The sequence below is a fragment of the Anabaena sp. CCY 0017 genome, assembly GCF_963920885.1.
Taxonomy (GTDB): domain Bacteria; phylum Cyanobacteriota; class Cyanobacteriia; order Cyanobacteriales; family Nostocaceae; genus Nodularia.
The window spans coordinates 83,422-102,717 of record NZ_CAWUDG010000016.1 but is presented as its reverse complement, the minus strand read 5'-3'; the positions used below and the strand labels follow the sequence as shown (position 1 = coordinate 102,717).

General features: G+C 42.9%; 18 protein-coding genes and 1 pseudogene. 12 read left to right on the top strand and 7 right to left on the bottom strand.

Translation table 11 applies throughout. The features are described 5' to 3' along the window. Nucleotides 1–99: 99 nt before the first annotated feature. Together surE and ACM0OW_RS18305 are read left to right on the top strand one after the other, a co-directional pair. The gene (gene surE / locus ACM0OW_RS18310; RefSeq protein ID WP_414551580.1) at nt 100–780 is read left to right on the top strand and encodes a 5'/3'-nucleotidase SurE; all 681 of its coding nucleotides are present in this window, start codon (nt 100–102) and stop codon (nt 778–780) included. A 555-nt stretch (nt 781–1,335) separates the two neighbouring features. Continuing rightward, on the top strand, nt 1,336–2,010 hold the full coding sequence (locus ACM0OW_RS18305; protein WP_414551579.1) for a sugar transferase: 675 nt from the start codon (nt 1,336–1,338) through the stop codon (nt 2,008–2,010). 63 nt (nt 2,011–2,073) lie between these two features. Here ACM0OW_RS18305 and ACM0OW_RS18300 read toward each other — a convergent pair whose 3' ends face one another. Together ACM0OW_RS18300 and ACM0OW_RS18295 are read right to left on the bottom strand one after the other, a co-directional pair. Beyond that, nucleotides 2,074–3,825, bottom strand: coding sequence for an ABC transporter ATP-binding protein (locus ACM0OW_RS18300; RefSeq protein WP_414551578.1), 1,752 nt, complete (start codon nt 3,823–3,825; stop codon nt 2,074–2,076). Between the two features lie 261 nt (nt 3,826–4,086). Then, nucleotides 4,087–4,830 carry a hypothetical protein gene (locus ACM0OW_RS18295; protein WP_414551577.1) on the bottom strand — a complete coding sequence of 248 codons (744 nt, stop codon included), beginning with the start codon at nt 4,828–4,830 and terminating at the stop codon, nt 4,087–4,089. A 304-nt stretch (nt 4,831–5,134) separates the two neighbouring features. Here ACM0OW_RS18295 and galE point away from each other — a divergent pair, with 304 nt between their 5' ends. Further along, nucleotides 5,135–6,133, top strand: a complete 999-nt coding sequence (gene galE, locus ACM0OW_RS18290; RefSeq protein WP_414551576.1) for a UDP-glucose 4-epimerase GalE — start codon at nt 5,135–5,137, stop codon at nt 6,131–6,133. 33 nt (nt 6,134–6,166) lie between these two features. Here galE and ACM0OW_RS18285 read toward each other — a convergent pair whose 3' ends face one another. Both ACM0OW_RS18285 and ACM0OW_RS18280 read right to left on the bottom strand, forming a co-directional pair. Then, a complete protein-coding gene (locus tag ACM0OW_RS18285; protein WP_414551575.1) occupies nt 6,167–6,817 on the bottom strand; it encodes a hypothetical protein in 651 nt (216 codons plus the stop codon). Then, nucleotides 6,795–8,063 carry a sulfite exporter TauE/SafE family protein gene (locus ACM0OW_RS18280; protein ID WP_414551574.1) on the bottom strand — a complete coding sequence of 423 codons (1,269 nt, stop codon included), beginning with the start codon at nt 8,061–8,063 and terminating at the stop codon, nt 6,795–6,797. The genes ACM0OW_RS18285 and ACM0OW_RS18280 overlap by 23 nt, the downstream gene beginning before the upstream one ends. A gap of 434 nt (nt 8,064–8,497) precedes the next feature. Between ACM0OW_RS18280 and ACM0OW_RS18275 the strand changes: the two are divergent. Further along, nucleotides 8,498–9,358: pseudogene (locus tag ACM0OW_RS18275) on the top strand (glycoside hydrolase family 65 protein); the annotation flags it as partial. A 178-nt stretch (nt 9,359–9,536) separates the two neighbouring features. On the opposite strand, the gene ACM0OW_RS18270 reads toward ACM0OW_RS18275, so the two are convergent. After that, the gene (locus tag ACM0OW_RS18270) at nt 9,537–9,866 is read right to left on the bottom strand and encodes a hypothetical protein (RefSeq protein ID WP_414551573.1); all 330 of its coding nucleotides are present in this window, start codon (nt 9,864–9,866) and stop codon (nt 9,537–9,539) included. Nucleotides 9,867–10,001: 135 nt separating this feature from the next. Beyond that, nucleotides 10,002–10,619 (bottom strand): TetR/AcrR family transcriptional regulator, encoded by a 618-nt coding sequence (locus ACM0OW_RS18265; protein WP_414551572.1) that lies wholly within the window; start codon nt 10,617–10,619, stop codon nt 10,002–10,004. A gap of 485 nt (nt 10,620–11,104) precedes the next feature. On the opposite strand from ACM0OW_RS18265, the gene ACM0OW_RS18260 reads away from it, so the two are divergent. From ACM0OW_RS18260 to ACM0OW_RS18240, 5 genes are all read left to right on the top strand, one after another. After that, nucleotides 11,105–12,310, top strand: coding sequence for an ABC exporter membrane fusion protein (locus ACM0OW_RS18260; RefSeq protein WP_414551571.1), 1,206 nt, complete (start codon nt 11,105–11,107; stop codon nt 12,308–12,310). 105 nt (nt 12,311–12,415) lie between these two features. Beyond that, nucleotides 12,416–13,588, top strand: coding sequence for an ABC transporter permease DevC (gene devC / locus ACM0OW_RS18255; RefSeq protein ID WP_414551596.1), 1,173 nt, complete (start codon nt 12,416–12,418; stop codon nt 13,586–13,588). A gap of 72 nt (nt 13,589–13,660) precedes the next feature. Continuing rightward, on the top strand, nt 13,661–14,359 hold the full coding sequence (locus tag ACM0OW_RS18250) for a DevA family ABC transporter ATP-binding protein (RefSeq protein WP_414551570.1): 699 nt from the start codon (nt 13,661–13,663) through the stop codon (nt 14,357–14,359). A gap of 335 nt (nt 14,360–14,694) precedes the next feature. Then, a complete protein-coding gene (locus ACM0OW_RS18245) occupies nt 14,695–15,633 on the top strand; it encodes a M23 family metallopeptidase (protein ID WP_414551569.1) in 939 nt (312 codons plus the stop codon). A gap of 123 nt (nt 15,634–15,756) precedes the next feature. Continuing rightward, nucleotides 15,757–16,293: a late competence development ComFB family protein gene (locus ACM0OW_RS18240; RefSeq protein WP_414551568.1), complete on the top strand. Its 537-nt coding sequence runs from the start codon at nt 15,757–15,759 to the stop codon at nt 16,291–16,293. A gap of 102 nt (nt 16,294–16,395) precedes the next feature. Here the strand turns inward: ACM0OW_RS18240 and ACM0OW_RS18235 are convergent, their stop codons facing one another. Further along, nucleotides 16,396–17,169, bottom strand: coding sequence for a L,D-transpeptidase (locus ACM0OW_RS18235; protein ID WP_414551567.1), 774 nt, complete (start codon nt 17,167–17,169; stop codon nt 16,396–16,398). A gap of 232 nt (nt 17,170–17,401) precedes the next feature. Here ACM0OW_RS18235 and ACM0OW_RS18230 point away from each other — a divergent pair, with 232 nt between their 5' ends. From ACM0OW_RS18230 to ACM0OW_RS18220, 3 genes are all read left to right on the top strand, one after another. Further along, complete coding sequence (locus ACM0OW_RS18230; protein ID WP_414551566.1) at nt 17,402–17,554, top strand: hypothetical protein; 153 nt, start codon at nt 17,402–17,404, stop codon at nt 17,552–17,554. 253 nt (nt 17,555–17,807) lie between these two features. Further along, complete coding sequence (locus tag ACM0OW_RS18225) at nt 17,808–18,464, top strand: sigma-70 family RNA polymerase sigma factor (RefSeq protein ID WP_323214415.1); 657 nt, start codon at nt 17,808–17,810, stop codon at nt 18,462–18,464. A 158-nt stretch (nt 18,465–18,622) separates the two neighbouring features. Further along, nucleotides 18,623–19,240 carry an anti-sigma factor family protein gene (locus ACM0OW_RS18220; protein ID WP_414551565.1) on the top strand — a complete coding sequence of 206 codons (618 nt, stop codon included), beginning with the start codon at nt 18,623–18,625 and terminating at the stop codon, nt 19,238–19,240. The last annotated feature ends 56 nt before the right edge of the window (nt 19,241–19,296 follow it).

Sequence of the window (19,296 nt, the reverse complement as noted above, 5' to 3'; positions counted from 1 at the left end):
AAATAAAAACATTAACCACAGATGAATAGAGATATTTTATCTTTTTCCTCTGTGGTTTCAATTCCTTTTTGCCAAATTAATAACTGATAACTGATAACTATGACTATAATGCTCACCAATGACGACGGAATTGATGCTCCTGGCATTAAAGCTTTGTTTCAGGCGATAAATGGTCAAAAAACAATTATTGCCGCCCCTAAAGACCATCAATCTGGATGTGGGCATCAAGTCACGACTAATAGTGCAATTAATCTGCAAAAGCGTTCTGAAAATGAGTATGCGATCGCAGGTACTCCCGCCGATTGTGTGAGAATCGCCACTAGCCAAATTTGCTCAGATATTAAATTTGTGCTTTCAGGTATCAATGCCGGGGGAAACTTGGGAGTAGATGCTTATATTTCCGGTACTGTTGCGGCTGTGCGGGAAGCTGCGACGCAAAATATACCCGGAATTGCTATTTCCCAATATCACAAGGGTAAGCAAAGTTTTGATTGGGATATTACCACTAAATTGACTGCGGAAGTTTTAGCTGATTTACTCCCCCGTCCCTTAGCACCGGGAAGCTTTTGGAATGTAAATTTGCCACATCTGCAACTAGGGGATGCCGATCCGCAGATCGTGTTTTGTCAACCCTGTACTAAACCGTTACCGATTCACTATCGCATGGATGGCGATGATTTTTATTATGTAGGGGAATATAGTCAACGCGATCGCACTCCTGGCAGTGATGTGGATGTTTGTTTTTCCGGTAACATCGCCGTAACTCTGTTAAAAGTCTAACTCTAAATTACAGGTGTTTTTTGCACCTTTGTTTTGGATACTTGCATTGATTTTTAAATTCAAAAAAAGCACAACAGCTTATAATCTACAAACGACTGTAAAAATATTTCTTCGTGGAATTGCGGGGCGATAAATCTCTTATCAAGTTATTAAAGAAACCAGTGATTTCACACCTGAGTTTTCACGTTATGTGGAAAAGCTAACGCGAAACCTAACCCCCTAACCCCCTTCCCTACCAGGGAATGGGGAAAATTTAAAGCCTTTCTTCACTCAGCACTCAGCACTCAGCACTTTCCCATAACTGCCAAGAAAATAAAATTGGCTGATATTTTTTAATACCTTATTCTAAATACATATACTTTTTGACTAGCCATCTATCTTACGGTAGATATAGTTATTCTTCATCTTAACTTTATACAATTTTATGATCCCCAGAGTTTTGATGAAGATCAGGTAAATATAACTCAAACAAGCCGAGAACATAGTAAGAAAAAGTTTATATTCAAAGAGTTAATCAGTATTTCTACTTTATTATTTTAATAGTCTGCTAAAAAAATGTACAATACACCCATAAAAAACGTGTTTCAAGGTACTTATCAGGTTTGGGAGTTAGAATTTTCTCCCCACTCATCTGTACATTCTAAATTCAAACGTATTTTGGATATCGTAGGCAGCTTAGTGGGATTATTAATTCTAGCTATAGTGTTTGTACCAATAGCGATCGCGATTAAGATTGATAATCCAGGGCCAATTTTCTTCACGCAAGAAAGATATGGACTTCAGGGAACCCCTTTTCGACTTCGGAAATTCCGGTCAATGGTGAGTAATGCCGAAAAACTCAAATCTCTGGTGAGTAACGAAGCTAACGGACTAATCTTTAAAAACACAAATGACTTCCGAGTTACCAGGGTAGGACGTTGGTTGCGAAGCACCAGTTTAGATGAATTACCCCAGTTTTGGAATGTTTTAATTGGCGACATGAGTTTAGTGGGAACTCGTCCACCCACTCATGATGAAGTTATAAAATATACTAGTCGCCATTGGCAACGTTTAAATGTGAAGCCAGGGCTAACTGGTGAATGGCAAGTTAACGGTCGTTCTCAAGTGAAAGATTTTGAACAAATAGTTGATTTAGACCTGCGATACCAAAAAAATTGGCATCCACTCTATGATTTAATGTTGATTGCAAAAACTTTCTCTGTCATCTTTGGAAGAATCGGAGCTTGTTGAAAAAAGAATGTAGAGACTTTTCAAGTTGAGTCTCTACAAGAGTTATGTATAAAGCATATTTTTTCAACGAAGTAACTCTTCGACTTGATGCTGACTCCACAAAGTTCTATAAAGACCTTCAGTTTGTAATAGTTCTGAGTGTTTGCCTATTTGGACAATTTGGCCTTTATCCATCACAAAAATGCGGTCAGCAGTAGCCGCAGCAGATAGTTGATGAGTGATAAAAATAATGGTTTTACGCCCTGAACCACTAGCAATATTATCAAGAATTTTTGTAGCTGTTTGATTATCCACGCTAGAAAGAGCATCATCCAAAATTAATATTGGGGCTTCTACCAGCATCGCCCTAGCCAAGGCTGTACGTTGTCTTTGTCCACCAGATAGAGTGATACCACGTTCACCAACAATGGTTTCATATTGATTGGGAAAATTGCTAATTTCGGCATCAATTTGAGCTAGTTTAGCTACATACTCTACATCTTCAGCTTCACTAACCGGATCACCGTAGCGGATATTATTCTTAATCGTAGTGCTAAACAAAAAGCTATCTTGAGGAACGTAGGCGATCGCTTGACGTAAATCTGCCAATGATATCTTGGTAATATCCACACCGTCTAGAAATAATTGCCCTGGTGCAATATCCAACAAACGCGGTAACGCATTGGCTAAAGTTGATTTACCAGAACCAATAGCCCCCACAATAGATACTGTTTCCCCAGGGAAAATAGTAAAGCTAATATTTTCTAAAGCCGAAGTACTCGCCCCTGGGTAAGTGTAGCTGAGATTTTCGGCGATAAGTTTGCCTTGAACTTTATCTAAAGGCAAATGTACAGTATCCGCTTCGTCTTGAATTTTCGGTGTCACAGAAAGAATCGACTCCAGACGGTCAATACTCACTTCACCACGTTGATAAGCTGTAATTGTGAAGCCTAATAAAGCCGTGGGGAAAACTAGACGTTCTACATAAATCAGTAACGCCAAAAAATCGCCTACAGCTAAGGTTCCAGTGGATATTTGTGTAGCCCCCAGCCAGATAATTACCAGAGAACTGAGATTAGCTAAACCACCGATTAACGGAAATAGGATATTTCGGCTTTTAGCCAATTGTAAGTTAGCCGCCAATAGCTGTTGATTCTTTTGAGCAAAAGCTCGACGTTCATTTTCTTCTTGGGCGTAGATTTTAATCAGCGCAATCCCACTCACATCCTCTTGAATGAGTTCACTAATATCTGATAGTTCCTCTTGGACTACGGCTTGTTCTTTGCGGAGGCGACTGCTAAACAGATGCACTAACCAAAACATGAAGGGATACACAGCCAAAGAAGCTAATGTAAGATTCACGCTAATGGTCAGCATTACGGGTAGAGTCAAAGCATAGGCAAACAGAGTATTTGCTAAACTGAGTACCGCAAAACCCACCAACCGCTTGACATTTTCCACATCACTGGTAGCGCGATTAATTAAATCTCCAGCAGTGTTAGTGGCAAAATAAGACGGCTCCAGTTTGAGTAAATGTTCAAAAATCCGTTGCTTGAGGTCAAATTCTACCTGTCTTCCCACCCCAAACAGCCAGATGCGCGAAGCCATCCGGATCAGCCACATCGCGGAACTGAGCAAGACAATCGGGACTACATAATATAAGATGTTGTTGAAATTAAAGGTTGCTGAAAGTTGGTCAACGGCTGAACGAATTAACCAGGGGATATAAACACCCAGCCCATTGACAGATAATAAAGCGAGAATGCCTAATGTCGTTTCCCGCCAATGGGGACGTAAATAAGCACCGAGTTTAGCAAGTCGTCGAGATTCTGCCATTAAAGCGATATTGCAACTGAATCGTCTGAGGATGAACTGCTGATCACTCTGTATTTTCTGGGAATTTCGGCAGTCCACCTATCTTACTTTAGCGAATAGAGAACCCGTGATGGCAGCAATTTGTCATGAAAACTCTAGCAAAAGTCAATGTTGCTGAGATTAAACCACAGATGCAGATAGATAAACATCGAGCAAACATCTGTGGTTAATTTTTGCTGATTCGGATGTTGGTAAACAGTCTCAGCTGTTAAAGTGACTTTTTTAGCGAGATGTCTGGTTCCCACGCAAGAAAAAGTAAATCTGGTTAAGATAACTTTCCCATACTTGGGTTGTGACTTGCAGAGTTTGGGCGCTGGGTACAAAGTCTTCTATTCGCAATCCGCGATCGCCAACTGCTTGAGGAGTTTGCAACAGGTAAGGTGGAACCTTCGCACCCAAAGAATTGAATGCTATAGTTGCACGATCTGGTTGTTGATTCAGCAAGAGATTATTCTCTAAGACATCAGAAACCATCGTTGGCGTATTTGCTGGACTAAATGCCACAAGCACCTCTGGAGAGGAAGCGTCAGTTCTCAGAGACGACACTAGCCGATAATTTTCAATCATCTCCTGAGTTGCTACATTTGTATCACCCATCATTGCTATAGGCGCTCTCACCAGAAAGTAAGCGATCGCTGGCGTACTGGCTAAAAGTAAAATTGTCAGCGACCAACCCACCAAATAACCACCTGGCTGTTCTATACCACCGCCTTTAATCTTCTGCGCCGCAAACATCATCAGCAAAACAGAAGCACCCAAAGGCTTGAGGGGAAATGATACAACCCTCCATAAAGATGCCACGGCTGGTTCATTAGGATTAATAAACGACAAAGCTATGACAATGAACACAATAACTAAAACTAATCTCCCGGCAAAGGTTCCAGAAGGATAAAATCTCTGGAAGAGAGAGTATACAACAGTGCCAATCAACAGCCACAGCAGTACTCGACTTAGCAATAGAAACATAGATTAACTCTCAAATTTTATTATGCTGTTAGCCAGTTAAAAACAGGAGTTTACCCATGAGTAACTGACACACCCGTAAAGAATAGCCTAGAGATTTTCGGTACAAGATGTATTTTCTCGTCAAATTGTAATCGCACTATTACTTGAGAGCAAATACCTCCAACCCAATACCAAAAGACTACCGTCGTAGTGATTTTAGTGCAATTTTTTCACACTTCGTCTATTATTTGTCATTTTTCGGATGAGTAATGTGGCACCAGTAAACTAAATTAATTGAATCGTTGTCAACTCTCAAGGAAAAACTATGTCGAATGGAAAGCCCAGTATCTTAGTCACGGGGGGAGCTGGATATATTGGTTCCCATACTGTACTTGCTCTCAAACAAGCGGGTTATGAAGTAGTCATACTGGATAATCTGGTTTATGGGCATCAAGACTTGGTAGAGAAGATTTTGCAGGTAGAACTGATAGTAGGAGATACAGGCGATCGCCCTTTATTAGATAACTTATTTAAAACCCGTAATATTACCGCAGTCATGCACTTTTCTGCTTATGCCTACGTAGGAGAATCGGTGACAGACCCCGCTAAATATTACCGTAACAACGTTGTAGGCACACTGACGCTGTTAGAAGCGATGGTAGCTGCATCTATTCGGAAATTCGTCTTCTCTTCCACCTGTGCCACCTATGGAGTCCCAGAAGTCGTACCTATTCCCGAAAACCACCCTCAGAACCCCATTAATCCCTATGGGGCTACCAAGCTGATGGTAGAGCGCATTCTGTCTGATTTTGATGTAGCTTATGGTTTGAAATCAGTCCGTTTTCGCTACTTTAATGCAGCTGGCGCTCATCCGGGTGGCTTACTAGGCGAGGATCATCAACCAGAAACACACTTAATCCCCCTAGTACTGCTCACAGCTTTAGGCAAAAGAAAATCTATTTCCATTTTTGGCACAGATTATCCCACCCCTGATGGTACTTGTATTCGCGATTATATTCACGTTAATGACTTAGCAGATGCCCATGTTTTGGGATTGCAATATCTATTAGAAGATGGCGACAGCGAAGTTTTCAACTTAGGTAACGGTAACGGTTTCTCAGTCAGAGAAGTGATTGCAGCTGCAAAAGAAGTCACTGGACTAACCATACCAGTTGAAGAGTGCGATCGCCGCCCCGGAGATCCACCATCTCTAATTGGTAGTGGCGAGAAAGCCAGAAAAATCCTCAACTGGCAACCACAATACCCAGACATCAAAGAAATTGTCACCCATGCTTGGCAGTGGCATCAAAAGCGACACTCTTAGGATTGCTGAGTGCTACCTTTGTAGAGACGCGATTCATCGCGTCTCACGCCCGTTTTTACCCCGCAGGATAAAAAACCCAATACCCAAAGCCACAAGAATCGCCAGCGCTAGCACCGTAATACTAAACCCTGATGAGCGAATATTTATCTCTTGAGTCGGTGCATTATTATTGATATTTTGCACACCTTCTGTATTTCTGGCTGTTCCAGAAGCTACCGTAACTTCAAACTCAAATTGGAATGGTTTAAAACCAGCCTCAGTCGCTGGTTTACCACTGAGCTGTAACTGATATCGTCCTGGCCTGGGAAAAGTAAGTTCTGTACCGGGAATACCTTGATAACGTTCAGCTGCTACAGGTTCTAAAGATGGCTCTATTAAAGCTGGTTCTCCTGGTGTGTGCGGTTCAGCATAAATCAACAATTCACAATCGCACTCAGCCAAGGCAACCACCTTACCACCTTTACGGGTCAGAGCAAACCAGACTTGAGTAGGTTCTCCCGCACGAGGATTATCATTCGGCTCAATGTGGAGGGTAGCACCGACATCTTCAGCTATTTGCACCTGATGAGCAAAAGTGGGATGAGCAGTAATTATTGATATAACTAGGCAACTCAAAAATAATAAATAATAGATGATTCTTGGGCTTTGAAGATACCTGCTACTACGATTTGGTTGGGGGTACATAAAACTTCTCTATATTTAACTTTGACCAAAACAAACGTGAACGCACCAATAACACACCAAAGGTAACAATTCCTATCAACACTACCGCTAATTGATTTTCCCATGTCGATTGCAGCGAACCCAAATAATTGGAACCAATTAAGACAGCATGAATAACAGTTAAGAGTAAAGCTGGTACACTCAACAGATGAATCTGTCGCCAACGCTTACCTAAATATTTTTGCAATGATTCAAAACTTGTGAAAGCTGCGGGGGTAATTAAGACTAATGCTACAGCACCCGCAGCCATGCCCCACTGAAAATCTGGCGGTAAAAACAAGAAAGCCTTAAATTGCCATTGTAAGGAATGTTCAATGACATGGGTAGTATGAACCACCGCCAAAACAAAAGCACCCACTCCCAACCCTCGACGGTAACGCAAGGGTGAAGCCCACAAGCGGCTAATGGGACGGGCAATTAGTGCCAAAATTAAGCAGACTAACGCAGCGTGTCCACTGTAATCTACCATTGTGTCCCCAGTCCGCAGCAAAGTAAGTATGCCGATGATGAGTGTCACCCAGCCACCTAAGCGAAATAATTGACTGCGCTGATCTTTATTGATCAAAGAAGTGGAGACACCCACACCTAGCATAGTAGGTAAGGTTCCTAGCCCAAAAGCCAGCATTGTTGCACCACCCATCCATAAATTGCCTGTTTCCGCAGCTTTAATTTGGGCAGCATATAAGAAGCCACAGGGCATTAAACCCCAAGTCATGCCTAGAAGCATGGGTGTCCACCATCGGCTTTGGTAGGAAAGCTTCACCATCCCTGTACTGAGGCGCTCATGTAAACGTCCTTGTAGTAAGGGATGTAATACAGGTATTCTCGGCAGCAAGTCGGGTGCTACTTGCCCTAAACCAAACCAAATCAGCATGAAGCCTGTAATAATTGCCATCCAGCGCCGGAAATCACTGCCTACACCCGCAAACTGGCCACCGTGCAGTAAGACAGAACCCAGCGCCCCTATGCCAGCACCAACCAGAGCATAGCTCAACATTCGCCCCAGATTTAGTAATATATGAAATTTTAATTGTTGTTGCCACGAATTAGGTGTTTTCCGGGGTGATGGCTGTTCAGGGGAAGTTGTTACTGGAATTGTTTGCTGCTGAGAAAGGGAAAAAGCCACAGTTAGAGGGCCACACATCCCAAAGCAATGTCCAAAACTGCCCAGGAACCCCAGGATGGTGATGAGTGACAAATCTAGCATTCTGATCAATTCCTGCGGCACGTTTCTAGTGCGGAAATATACGCTAAGTTCAGGGATTTGTCAAAAGACAAGTTGTCAAACTTAGAAATTTGGATTCTTTTCCGAGTTTTCCCCTAAAAAGATGATGCTAGTGTTAATTAGGGTCGAGAATATTACGGATAACGGTAATTCTTCTTCACTAAACTTTCTTGGTTGTTATTCACCAAAATCTCATATCATACATAAGCAAACACATAAATTTGTATCAGTTTTAGCATTTATGGGTTCCAACATGAGTTATAAATAAAACCAAAGTTTAGAGGGTAAATGAAACTAAAAGGTTTCTTGTTACGGGGCAAGTCAACGTTTTTTATCACGTTGTTGTGGATCAGGGGTTTTCAGCATTTTTTTATAAATTGAATTTTATCCTATTGGAAAATATAGATTTTTTGACCATGCTTAATGTGTCTGTGGGAAATTCTTGGCAAAATCAACCACTAATTAACGCTAACGCCTGGAAGATTATTGAAACCGAGTTTAACGCTACGCAGCTACATCAACAGGAAACTGCCTTCACCCTTGGTAACGGTTATTTAGGAACCCGTGGGACTTTTGAGGAAGGGTATCCTGATGATTGTCCAGCTACAATGATTTACGGTGTTTATGATGATGTAGCAATAGCTCATTGTGAACTTGTGAATTGCCCCAACTGGTTGCCATTAGTGGTGACAGTGGCAGGCGATCGCTTTAGTCTAGATAGTGGTGAAATTATTAAATATGAACGCCGACTTGATCTGCGTTTGGGTTTAGCCAGTCGTGATGTGCGCTGGCGTAGTCCAGCCGGCCATACCCTAGATTTCCACTTTGAACGTTTTAGCAGCTTGGCAGATCAACATATTTCAGCAATTCGCTGTCACATCACATCGATAGACTTTGAAGGTGATATCACCGTGGAAGTGGGATTTAATACTAAACCGGATACCCCAGGAGTGCGACATTGGCGAACCTTAAACCAAGGTGGTATCGAGCAGATTATCTGGTTGCAAAGTCGAACTATCCACTCAGGTATTCAATTAGGGATGGCGGCAAAGTTAGTGGTAGATTGTGATGAAACTGCACCCGTATGTGTAAATAATACTTCTGAATCTTCCACATTAGTAACTACCTTTGAGTCCTTTCCCGGAAAAACAGTGGCGGTAGAAAAAATTGTTACCCTGTTTACCTCACAAGAAACACAAATTCCCATAGCAGCCGCCCTAGAGAAGTTAGCCGATGAACCTAGATACAGTATTCTACTAGCGGCTCACATTGTGGCAGCGATGAATTCCCAACAGATAAAATTTCCCGTCATCTAACTACGGTAGGGTATACCGAAAGCTCGATACCCCTAGCAGTCTAAGTGGGGGCGGGTTTACCAATATCCCCATTAATGAAGAATGATCTCTGTGATGGCTGGCGTGGCGTAGCCATACCCCCCCTACTCGTTGAACTCTATCACCACCAAAGGCGATTTCCATCTTCGTCTACTCTGGCTTCACGAATGACATCAGAAATTTCTTCTGCATCTGTAACATGGTGGAGTGCCTTTTTTTCTCCGTCAGGGTATTCGACAATAAAGTAAGTCGGGACTGTAATGTGATCACCTGTGATGTCCGGTGCATCCACAGCTACTTGTTTTGCCTTCTCTTCCAGGGATTTCGACTCGTCATCAATAGCATCGCCTGGATTTAGGGTTAAGTTTCGTTCCTTGGCTGTTGGCTCTTCTCTGGAATGCCAGTCTTGACTTACTGGCTGATTTATTTGATTTTCTAGTTTCTTAGCCATGATATTTTTCCTAATTAGAATTTATACATTTACTAAGAACAATCTAAAAAATCAAATACATAATGAGTTCCTTCTTCCGAAAGAGTTTGGAATGAAATTAATATCTATCAGTATGTCTGGCTAAATGTATTCAAATTAGTCAGCACAATTAACGATCAAGTGTGTCAAGGCATCTATTAAGCGATCGCTTTCCATTGGGATAATCTCTTTACCATGCATAATCTCTTGAGTAATCACAAAATGCACTAAGGAACCAATGAGAATTCTGGCTGTGGCTTCTGGGTCAGGGATCTTTAACTCCGGGTGAGCAACTAAATATTTAGTGATAGTCTCAATGGCTGGTTTAGCAATGCTGTAAATAAACACCTGTGCTAATTCCGGAAAACGTGCCGATTCTCCCATTAACAAGCGCTCAAATGACTGATATTCCTGGTCGTTGAGCATCTGATCCAATGCTGTTGCTGCTAATCGGCGCAGTACAACATAAGGTTCTCCCTTGAGCGGTTGTGACCCCAATATGGAATAAAACCGCTTGCTGGCAAGTTTCTCAATTAATGCTTTAAATAATCCTTTTTTATCTTGAAAGTGGCTGTATACTGTGGCCTTAGAAACCCCAGCCGCTTCTGCTACCCGATCCATACTAGTGGAAGCATAGCCATGAGCTAAAAATTCCTGCATCGCTCCTTGCAGAATTTTTTCGATTTTTTCTGCCGAATTTGACCGGTCAGTTTCTCCCTCTTTGAGGCGTGCCATCTTCAAATAGTCCTTATATTATCAAAATTTACCAACGTATCAGTCCTTGGGCATTGATTATTCTCCACCCCCTGATCACCTTTTTTTGGCGATAGCTTGACTAAACTAGTCGGTTTAGTATAATTCTATTATAGAACTAAACCGTTTAGTTTTGTCTATCACAGATCATTCTTGTGGGCTAGGGGGGGAAGAGGCAGGGGGGCAGGGTGCAGGGGGGAAGAAACTTACTCAGCACTCGTTGTCCGGGCGGGTTTACTAAGGATTTCGAGGAACTACAGACTGACTGCTTAAACCCGCCCCTACCCACTCACCACTTTCCCTTATATGTCTCGAAAACATCCATGATTATGTCCAAAATTCAGGGATAGCATGATATTTTTTCCTCTGGTGAGTGATAAAAGAGAGTTAGGCGGGACATTTACCAAAATTTGATTTTTTTCTCATTTGAATCAGCGTATTTGGAATTGCTTCAAAGGTATGCTATCGTGCAAAACTCAAAGCTAGATCGATCAATATCTCCCCAATCAATTTTACGTCCGCCCTTTTTTATTGCGATTATTGTATCTTTAACTGTGATTGGTAGTAGTGTTTATACGGTGTTAAAATTTCAGGATACAGTAAGTGAGAAAGCGTCAGCACCAGCCGTACTACTACCTGAGCTAAAAACGGTAACAGCCCTAGGACGTATTGAACCAAAAGGAAAAGTGATTAAACTCTCTGCTACGACTTCGGCTGAAGGAAGTCGGGTAGAGGAACTTTTAGTGCGGGAAGGGGATAGGATCAAAGCCGGGCAGGTGATAGCGATTTTAGACAGCCGCGATCGCTTGTTAGCGGCCTTGAGAGAGGCTGAGGAACAAGTGAAAGTGGAACAGGCAAACTTAAACCGCATCAAAGCGGGTGCTAAACGTGGAGAAGTGTTAGCACAAGAAGCCACAATTGCGCGTTTGCAGGCAGAAGCCCAAGGTGATATTGCTGCCCAAAAAACCACTGTGGCTAGATGGGAAGCCGAAGTGCGTAACGCCGCAGCCGAAAACCAACGCTATCAAGTCCTGTACCAAGAGGGAGCCATATCTGCCTCTCAAAGAGATAGTAAGCGCTTAACACTGGAAACAGCCCAAAAAAATCTGCAAGAAGCACAAACACACTTAATTCGCATTGAGTTAACCAGCCAGCAACAAATTAAAGAAGCCGCAGCAACACTGGATCGGATTGCTGAAGTGCCACAAGTCAATATAGAAGCGGCGGCGGCGGAAGTAAATCGTGCCATAGCAGCCATGAAGCGGACACAAGCAAATCTACAACAAGCTTATGTGCGATCGCCTCAAGATGGTCAAATATTCGAGATCCACTCCCGCCCAGGGGAATTAATCTCAAATGATGGCATTGCTGATATCGGGCAAACCAGCGAAATGTATGTAGTTGCCGAGGTTTATGAAAGCGATATCGGTAAAGTTCATACAGGGCAGAAGGTGCAAGTATTTGGTGATTTCCTCCCTATTGAATTGCAGGGAACAGTAGACCGTAAAGGCTTACAAGTGCGCCGGCAGAATGTGATCAACACTGACCCAATTAGCAATATTGATAACAGAGTAGTGGAGGTTTATATCCGACTAGATGAAACCTCTAGTCAGAAAGCTGCCAACTTAACCAATATGCAAGTTAGGGCAGTAATTCAATTGTCTAATTCGTAATTCGTAATGCCTCTTTCAGAGGAGCTTCGCTAACGTAATTCGTAATTAAGAATCAGACTCTGTATTGTTTTTTCACATCTTTACTCGGCACTCAGCACTTATATGATGGGAATAATTAAACAACTGCGGCGACGCACACCTTTAGGATGGCTGCAACTGAGTCACGAAAAAAGCAGGTTACTGGTAGCATTGTCAGGAATTGCCTTTGCGGATGTTTTAATGTTTATGCAGATGGGCTTTCAGACGGCGCTCTACGACAGTAACACTAGATTACATCGCAGTTTGCAAGCAGATATTGTTTTAACTAGTCCCCAAGCCCGTAGTCTGCAAAATATGCCCCCATTTTCGCGTCGGCGACTGTACCAGGCAATGGATATTCCTGGGGTCTATTCAGCAGAAGCAATGTATGTCAACAACATCATTTGGAAGAATCCCCAAACACGCCGCCAGACATCGGTGCAAGTCATCGGGTTTAATCCAGATAAACCAGTTTTTGATTTACCGGATGTGAATCGACAATTACAGTCAATTAAGCTACCTGATACTGTTTTGTTTGACCGCAGTGCTAGAGGAGATTACCAAAAGGCGATCGCTCAAATTGATCAAGGTAAAAAACTGACCACCGAAATCGAAGGGCAGACAATTACCATTAGTGGTTTATTCACCGTGGGGGCTTCTTTTGGTTCTGATGGTAGCTTGATGACCAGCGATCAAAACTTTTTACGGTTGTTTTCCCGACGACCAGCCAGCAGTATCAGTTTAGGTTTAATCAAGGTAAAACCAGGTTATGACCCCAAAAAGGTGGCGATCGCCTTGCAAGCCTACCTGAGAGATGATGTCAGCGTCATGACCCACGCAGAATTTATTGAATTTGAGAACAACTTCTGGAGAACAAACTCGCCCATTGGATTCATTTTTAGCCTGGGTGTATCAATGGGATTTGCCGTGGGAGTCATTCTGGTTTATCAAGTTCTTTCCACTGATGTGAATGCCCATGCGAAGGAATACGCTACTTTTAAAGCCTTGGGATATCGAAATCACTACTTGCTCAGTGTAGTGTTTGAACAGACTTTAATTTTAGCCGCTTTGGGCTTTATTCCGGGTGTAGCAGTATCTTTGGGACTTTACCAAATGACGCGCACAGCCACAAATTTGCCGATGTATATGACGGCAATTCGGGGTTTACACGTGCTAATTTTAACCATCATCATGTGTTCAATTTCTGGAGCGATCGCCACCCGTAAACTGCGGTCTGCTGACCCGGCTGATATGTTTTAGAAAATGCAGAATCAAAAATAGGGCATTACCAATTATCACATCAAAGTATAAATTATAAAATTTAAACCTGTTATGCTTCCAGTCATTTCCATCCAGAATCTCGATCATTACTTTGGAATAGGTTCACTGCGTAGGCAAGTTTTATTTAACATCAACTTACAGATTAAATCTGGCGAAATTATTATTTTGACTGGGCCTTCTGGTTCTGGTAAAACTACTCTCCTGACCTTAGTTGGGGCGTTGCGTTCTACCCAGTTTGGTAGTTTGCAGGTTTTGAACCGAGAACTTTGTGGTGCTAAAGCAGAACAATTAGTGCAGGCGCGACAGCGTAATGGTTATATTTTCCAAGCACATAATTTGCATGGTAGTTTGACAGCACTCCAGAATGTGAGAATGGGTTTGGAACTGCATCAGCATATTAGCCCACGAGAGATGCAAACTCGTTCAGCCCTGATGTTAGAACAGGTCGGCTTAGGAAATCATCTTCATTATTATCCTGATAAATTATCAGGAGGACAAAAACAACGAGTAGCGATCGCCCGTGCTTTGGTTAGCCATCCGCCACTAGTTTTAGCCGATGAACCAACGGCGGCGCTTGACAGTCAGTCAGGCCGAGATGTGGTCAATCTGATGCAAAAACTGGCTAAAGAGCAAGGTTGTACAATCCTCATGGTGACTCATGACAATCGCATTCTAGACATTGCTGATCGGATTGTTCGGATGGAAGATGGCAAACTAGTCAATGCTTCTGCTATCTTCTTTCAGTGCTGAGTGGGGAAAGTGCTGAGTGAAGAAAGTTTTGAGTAAGTTTCTTTTCCCCTGCGCCCTGTTCAGAATTAGCAACGCCAAAAATTTTTATGGCAGTCTGAAACTTGAAGTGCTAGGATGTATCCGCTAATTCAAAAAGTAGTTAATATTACTGAAAATAATTTTTCTCTTTGTCCATAGTATGTATGAGACTTTAGTATAGTTTGGTTCCCAGCACATTTATTGAAATCACTGAGTATCATCTGCTATACTCAAAAGAATTTGCCTGGGTTAGGAAACACCGGCTTCCATAAGCTAGTCAGTTTCTCAACAGAAGTAAGAGATTGTGTTGTAGCTCTATGACTATTGATCATGACATTAGAGAATCTGATAAAAAGTTGCCCTATTTTAGTTTCAAAGGCTGGAAACCCAACCGCCACATCAAAAACGTGTTCATCTGCATATTTGCATCTGTCTTTGTTGTCATCTTGGCTTTGCCTGTAGATGCTTTGCAAGCACAGGTAACTCCCAGTAACCCTCAGCTGGGTGATACCCTATCTGTGATGATTAATGTAAATAGTCCTGCCAATGGTAGCAATCCTACCGTAGCTGTAGGTGAAAATTCTTATCCAGCATTTGCGATCGCTCCCAATAAATATCGGGCTTTAATTCCGACAACTCCACTGGATAAACCTGGAACCATAACACTGAGAGTCTCCGGAGATGGTGAAGTGCGAAACTTGGCAGTGAATTTGCGTAATCGTAATTTTTCCACGCAACGGATTAATTTACCACCTGGAAGAGCTGGGGTGAGAGCCACAGAACATGAACTCCAACGCGTAGCAGCTTTTAAAGCAATCCAAACACCGCAAAAGCATTGGAATGGCCCAATGCTGCAACCAAATCAAGGGCGGATTACGACTATATATGGTGTCCGTCGCTACTATAATGGTAAATTTGCGGAGAGTTACTACCATCGTGGCGTTGACTACGCTGGTGCTATGGGTTCACGCGTAGTTGCCCCTGCGGCTGGAACTGTTGCCTTGGTGGGTACGGTATCCGAAGGTTTCCGGGTTCACGGCAACACAATTGGCATTGACCACGGGCAAGGAGTAACAAGTATTTTACTGCACCTGAATGGGATTAATGTCAAAGAAGGCGATTTCGTGAAAGCGGGTCAATTAGTTGGCACAGTAGGTTCAACAGGCGCTTCTACAGGGCCGCATTTGCACTGGGGTTTATATGTCAACGGCCAATCTGTTGATCCAGTACCTTGGAGATTTGATGGAGTCGATTAATTACAACGGAATGGATGCCGTTTGTGGATAATCTATTGTATACTTTTTGCCAATAATTAGGCAAAATGAATTGGATTGATACCGTCCCTACCTTGCTTGGCTAGCGTAATAATAATGAGCGTTATGAGTATTGAAAAAATTGTAGAACAAGCTCTCCAGGATGGTTATTTAACACCAGTAATGGAAGCCGAAGTTGGAAGAATCTGTGATAACGCATCGGAACTCTCAATTGAAGAGTACATGGCGCTGGATCGATTGATGGGGGCATTATTGACGGGTGAGGTAGTGGCGGTACCTCGGAAACAATTCATTAACGTTATGGAAGAATTGGTACTCACAGAGGCGATCGCCAGAGCCGCAGAAATTGAAGCCACTAGCGAAAGTTCTTTGGATGTAGGGGATATAGCCGCTTACGCCCTCAACCGACTACCACCTTTGTATGCGACTACAGAAGAAGGTGCTAGTTACCAACGCCTACGAGCGAAGGCGGAACTGCAAGAATTAATTTCCCAGCAAATTACTGAGTCCATCGGGCGTAACCTTGACCAACCCAACGACAACAGAACGCCAGTCTTTGGCAAAAGCACTGGTAACGAAGTTCTGCGCCAAGTCAGTAATTTACTCCAAGTTTACGCACCAAACTTTGAGCAAAAATCTTAGTTTTACTCTGTGAATATTTGGAAATTGATTAAAGCCCTGGTTTATTTAATAAACCAGGGTTATCTGTTCTGAATAAATAATGGAATTTGGGAACAGCCCTAATTAATCGCGCACAGAAACAAGTGTGCCAACATCTACCTGCTCATATAATAAACGGACATCATCATTACGCATTCTTAAACAGCCATGAGAGATAGCAGCTCCTAATAAATGTGTATCTGGCGTACCGTGAAAGCCAATTTCATTGCGTCCATCTGACCAGAAACCAATCCATCGATCCCCCAAAGGACTATCAGTACCTGATGGAAAAACTTTACCAGTGATTGGGTGTTGCCAAATAGGATAGTGTTGCATATCCGTGACGCGGAAAGAACCTGTAGGAGTTTCCCAACCCTCCTTACCGATAGCAATTGGATAACTGGCGATGACTTCACCTCCTTTGTAAACATAGGTACGGCGATCGCTTAAATTGACTACCACTTCCGTCTGAGATGATGTTTGTGAAGATACACCCTGGGAATTTTGTCGGCTGGGAAACAGCGATCGCCCAAGGAGCGGCTTTGCCGGTCGCATCTGTGGCGATAAATCAGTAGTACCTGCTGAATTATGGCTGATTGCACCCGATCTATTTGGTACAGAACTCTTTTGGACAGATTGCTGGTGAGTGGGTTGATGAGGAAGTATAGACGCACCACGAGCAGTTTCACCCAAAACTCCATCAGTAACCTCAGATGGGCTTCCGGCGGCGGAAGCTGGCTGCTCAAACTGCCCTTGAGTTGTCGTAATCCGCCAATGGACAGCTAGCGATAAGACGGCTGTGCCAAAACAGAGAAACATTACTATACGCGCTACAGATTCATTTCTTACCATTGCCATCGCCTGTTGTTTATCCCTGACATATCCAGTTGACTAATTGGTTCATGAGTACATCCAAAATTATCAATAATTTATAGTTACTTATCTGTTCTCTTATAACTCTGCTGATTCTTTTGGGCAAACTAACACTATCCACAGATCCCGGTACAAAATTCTGAGTTAAAAATTTTATTCCCAGGAAAGCTTACGGGGCATAAATTTCATCATTAGTGGTGTGGGTGAGAGAAAAATCATGTTTGAAAAACTATTCCTAGCAGTCATAATTACATTTTCCTTAAATTTCTTTGTTCAAGTCCGCTTACTCAATTCAACTCATGCTGGTATTAATGATCCACAAGAGATAGAAACATCCGCCACAATTATGGTAAAAAAACCCAAAAAATAACCTTTTTTATCGATACATCTGCCTATATTAACAGAAGTCAAAAGAAGCAGGGGAGCAGGGATCTGGGGAGCAGGGAGCAGAGGGCAGGGAGCAGGGAGCAGGGAGCAGGGGGCAGGGGGCAAAGCACTTTCTTCACTCAGCACTTTGCTATACATACAACCATGTACCAGTCATAAATCCGTCACTGCTGAAGGAACATTGCGCCCATTAGCTTGTCTAATAGATAGGGATGATTCAAAATTCAGTACGATCTATGAGCCAATCGATTACTGTATCCTGGTCAACTGTTGATGCAAGATACTCAGAAGCATCGGTGCAAGTTGACAAACTCTCTAACCACGATCTAATTTTACGCTGTCAAGTCGGACTGCGCCCTGATCGTGCTGCGTTTGCAGAGCTATTGCGCCGTTATCAAAGTCAAGTTGATCGAGTTCTATACCACCTGGCTCCTGATTGGCCTGACAGGGCTGATTTAGCTCAAGAAGTGTGGATTCGAGTGTATCGGAATGTTAACCGATTACAAGAGCCAGTCAAGTTCCGGGGCTGGTTAAGCCGGATTGCGACCAACTTGTTTTATGACGAGTTGCGTAAACGGAAGCGGGTAGCTAGTCCTTTATCACTAGATGCTCCCCGCACGTTAGAAGACGGCGAGATGGATTGGGAAATTGCTGGGGATACTCCAGGCCCTGAAGAAGAACTGACAACTAGAGAATTTTACGAGCAATTGCGAGAAGCGATCGCCGATTTACCAGAAGTGTTTCGGACTACCATTGTTCTGAGAGAAATTGAAGGTATGGCCTACGAAGAAATTGCCGAAATTACCGGTGTTTCTTTGGGAACAGTCAAATCTAGAATCGCCAGAGCTAGATCCAGATTGCAAACTCAGTTGCAAAATTATTTAGATGCCTAATTTACAAAATCTGGTCATGGTCTAAGGGCAAAATGTCAAGAGAGTTTGAGCATTTTGATGCCAGTTTAGAATTCTGCTCCCATGAGGAGGAAATTAAATAAATTTATCAGGATTTTTCGTGATGTTTACCCGCATAATGAATTGGTCATAATGCTACAATGAATACTAATTCTCCATTTGATGACCGTTCCTCTTGGCTAAATTCTCAAGATTGGTCAAATAGGAAAGGTCAGCATACCAATGAAATAACGGGTGCTATGGATATGGTGAAGCGCGATCGCTTCGAGTTATTAAGTGCTTACCTCGATGGAGAGGTGACAGCCGCAGAAAGCAGGCAAGTGGAAGAATGGCTAAAAAACGATGCCTCTGTTCAATGCCTGTATAGCAGACTACTAAATCTCCGGCGAGGTTTACGGACTTTCCCAGTCCCGACAGCCCAAGAACCGCCAGCAGTCACAGCCGAGCAAGTCTTAAAGCGTGTGCGCCGCCGTTCCCTTCCCATTTGGGCATTTGGAGGAGCCACTGTAGCTGCTTGTGTAATCGGTGCTGTATCTGGGTGGCTACCAGGTGGTGAATTCAATACACCACGTCTGGCGCAACAACAACCAGGAGAGCCAATACAACGGGCGACAGCGCCTGTAGTTTCCACTTCTCCCCTAATGGTGGCGTTAAATAACCCAGTGATAGATATTCCCAAAGCGGCAATATCCTCTCCAGAACAATCAGTGAATCTGGAACAGCCTCTATCCGGGGAATTTGAACCAAAAATCAATTAATTGCCATACTGATGAGCGGGTTAACTAGATTTGCGGCTCCATCCATCTGGTTGAGC

What these genes read in the sequence shown, in the direction of transcription:
- ACM0OW_RS18265 (WP_414551572.1), bottom strand. Translation starts at nt 10,619, where the DNA reads ATGGCACGCCTCAAAGAGGGAGAAACTGACCGGTCAAATTCGGCAGAA.
- ACM0OW_RS18280 (WP_414551574.1), bottom strand. Translation starts at nt 8,063, where the DNA reads ATGCTAGATTTGTCACTCATCACCATCCTGGGGTTCCTGGGCAGTTTT.
- ACM0OW_RS18295 (WP_414551577.1), bottom strand. Translation starts at nt 4,830, where the DNA reads ATGTTTCTATTGCTAAGTCGAGTACTGCTGTGGCTGTTGATTGGCACT.
- galE (WP_414551576.1), top strand. Translation starts at nt 5,135, where the DNA reads ATGTCGAATGGAAAGCCCAGTATCTTAGTCACGGGGGGAGCTGGATAT.
- devC (WP_414551596.1), top strand. Translation starts at nt 12,416, where the DNA reads ATGGGAATAATTAAACAACTGCGGCGACGCACACCTTTAGGATGGCTG.
- ACM0OW_RS18285 (WP_414551575.1), bottom strand. Translation starts at nt 6,817, where the DNA reads ATGTACCCCCAACCAAATCGTAGTAGCAGGTATCTTCAAAGCCCAAGA.
- ACM0OW_RS18240 (WP_414551568.1), top strand. Translation starts at nt 15,757, where the DNA reads ATGAGTATTGAAAAAATTGTAGAACAAGCTCTCCAGGATGGTTATTTA.
- ACM0OW_RS18235 (WP_414551567.1), bottom strand. Translation starts at nt 17,169, where the DNA reads ATGGCAATGGTAAGAAATGAATCTGTAGCGCGTATAGTAATGTTTCTC.
- ACM0OW_RS18300 (WP_414551578.1), bottom strand. Translation starts at nt 3,825, where the DNA reads ATGGCAGAATCTCGACGACTTGCTAAACTCGGTGCTTATTTACGTCCC.
- ACM0OW_RS18230 (WP_414551566.1), top strand. Translation starts at nt 17,402, where the DNA reads ATGTTTGAAAAACTATTCCTAGCAGTCATAATTACATTTTCCTTAAAT.
- ACM0OW_RS18305 (WP_414551579.1), top strand. Translation starts at nt 1,336, where the DNA reads ATGTACAATACACCCATAAAAAACGTGTTTCAAGGTACTTATCAGGTT.
- ACM0OW_RS18225 (WP_323214415.1), top strand. Translation starts at nt 17,808, where the DNA reads ATGAGCCAATCGATTACTGTATCCTGGTCAACTGTTGATGCAAGATAC.
- surE (WP_414551580.1), top strand. Translation starts at nt 100, where the DNA reads ATGACTATAATGCTCACCAATGACGACGGAATTGATGCTCCTGGCATT.
- ACM0OW_RS18270 (WP_414551573.1), bottom strand. Translation starts at nt 9,866, where the DNA reads ATGGCTAAGAAACTAGAAAATCAAATAAATCAGCCAGTAAGTCAAGAC.
- ACM0OW_RS18250 (WP_414551570.1), top strand. Translation starts at nt 13,661, where the DNA reads ATGCTTCCAGTCATTTCCATCCAGAATCTCGATCATTACTTTGGAATA.
- ACM0OW_RS18245 (WP_414551569.1), top strand. Translation starts at nt 14,695, where the DNA reads ATGACTATTGATCATGACATTAGAGAATCTGATAAAAAGTTGCCCTAT.
- ACM0OW_RS18220 (WP_414551565.1), top strand. Translation starts at nt 18,623, where the DNA reads ATGAATACTAATTCTCCATTTGATGACCGTTCCTCTTGGCTAAATTCT.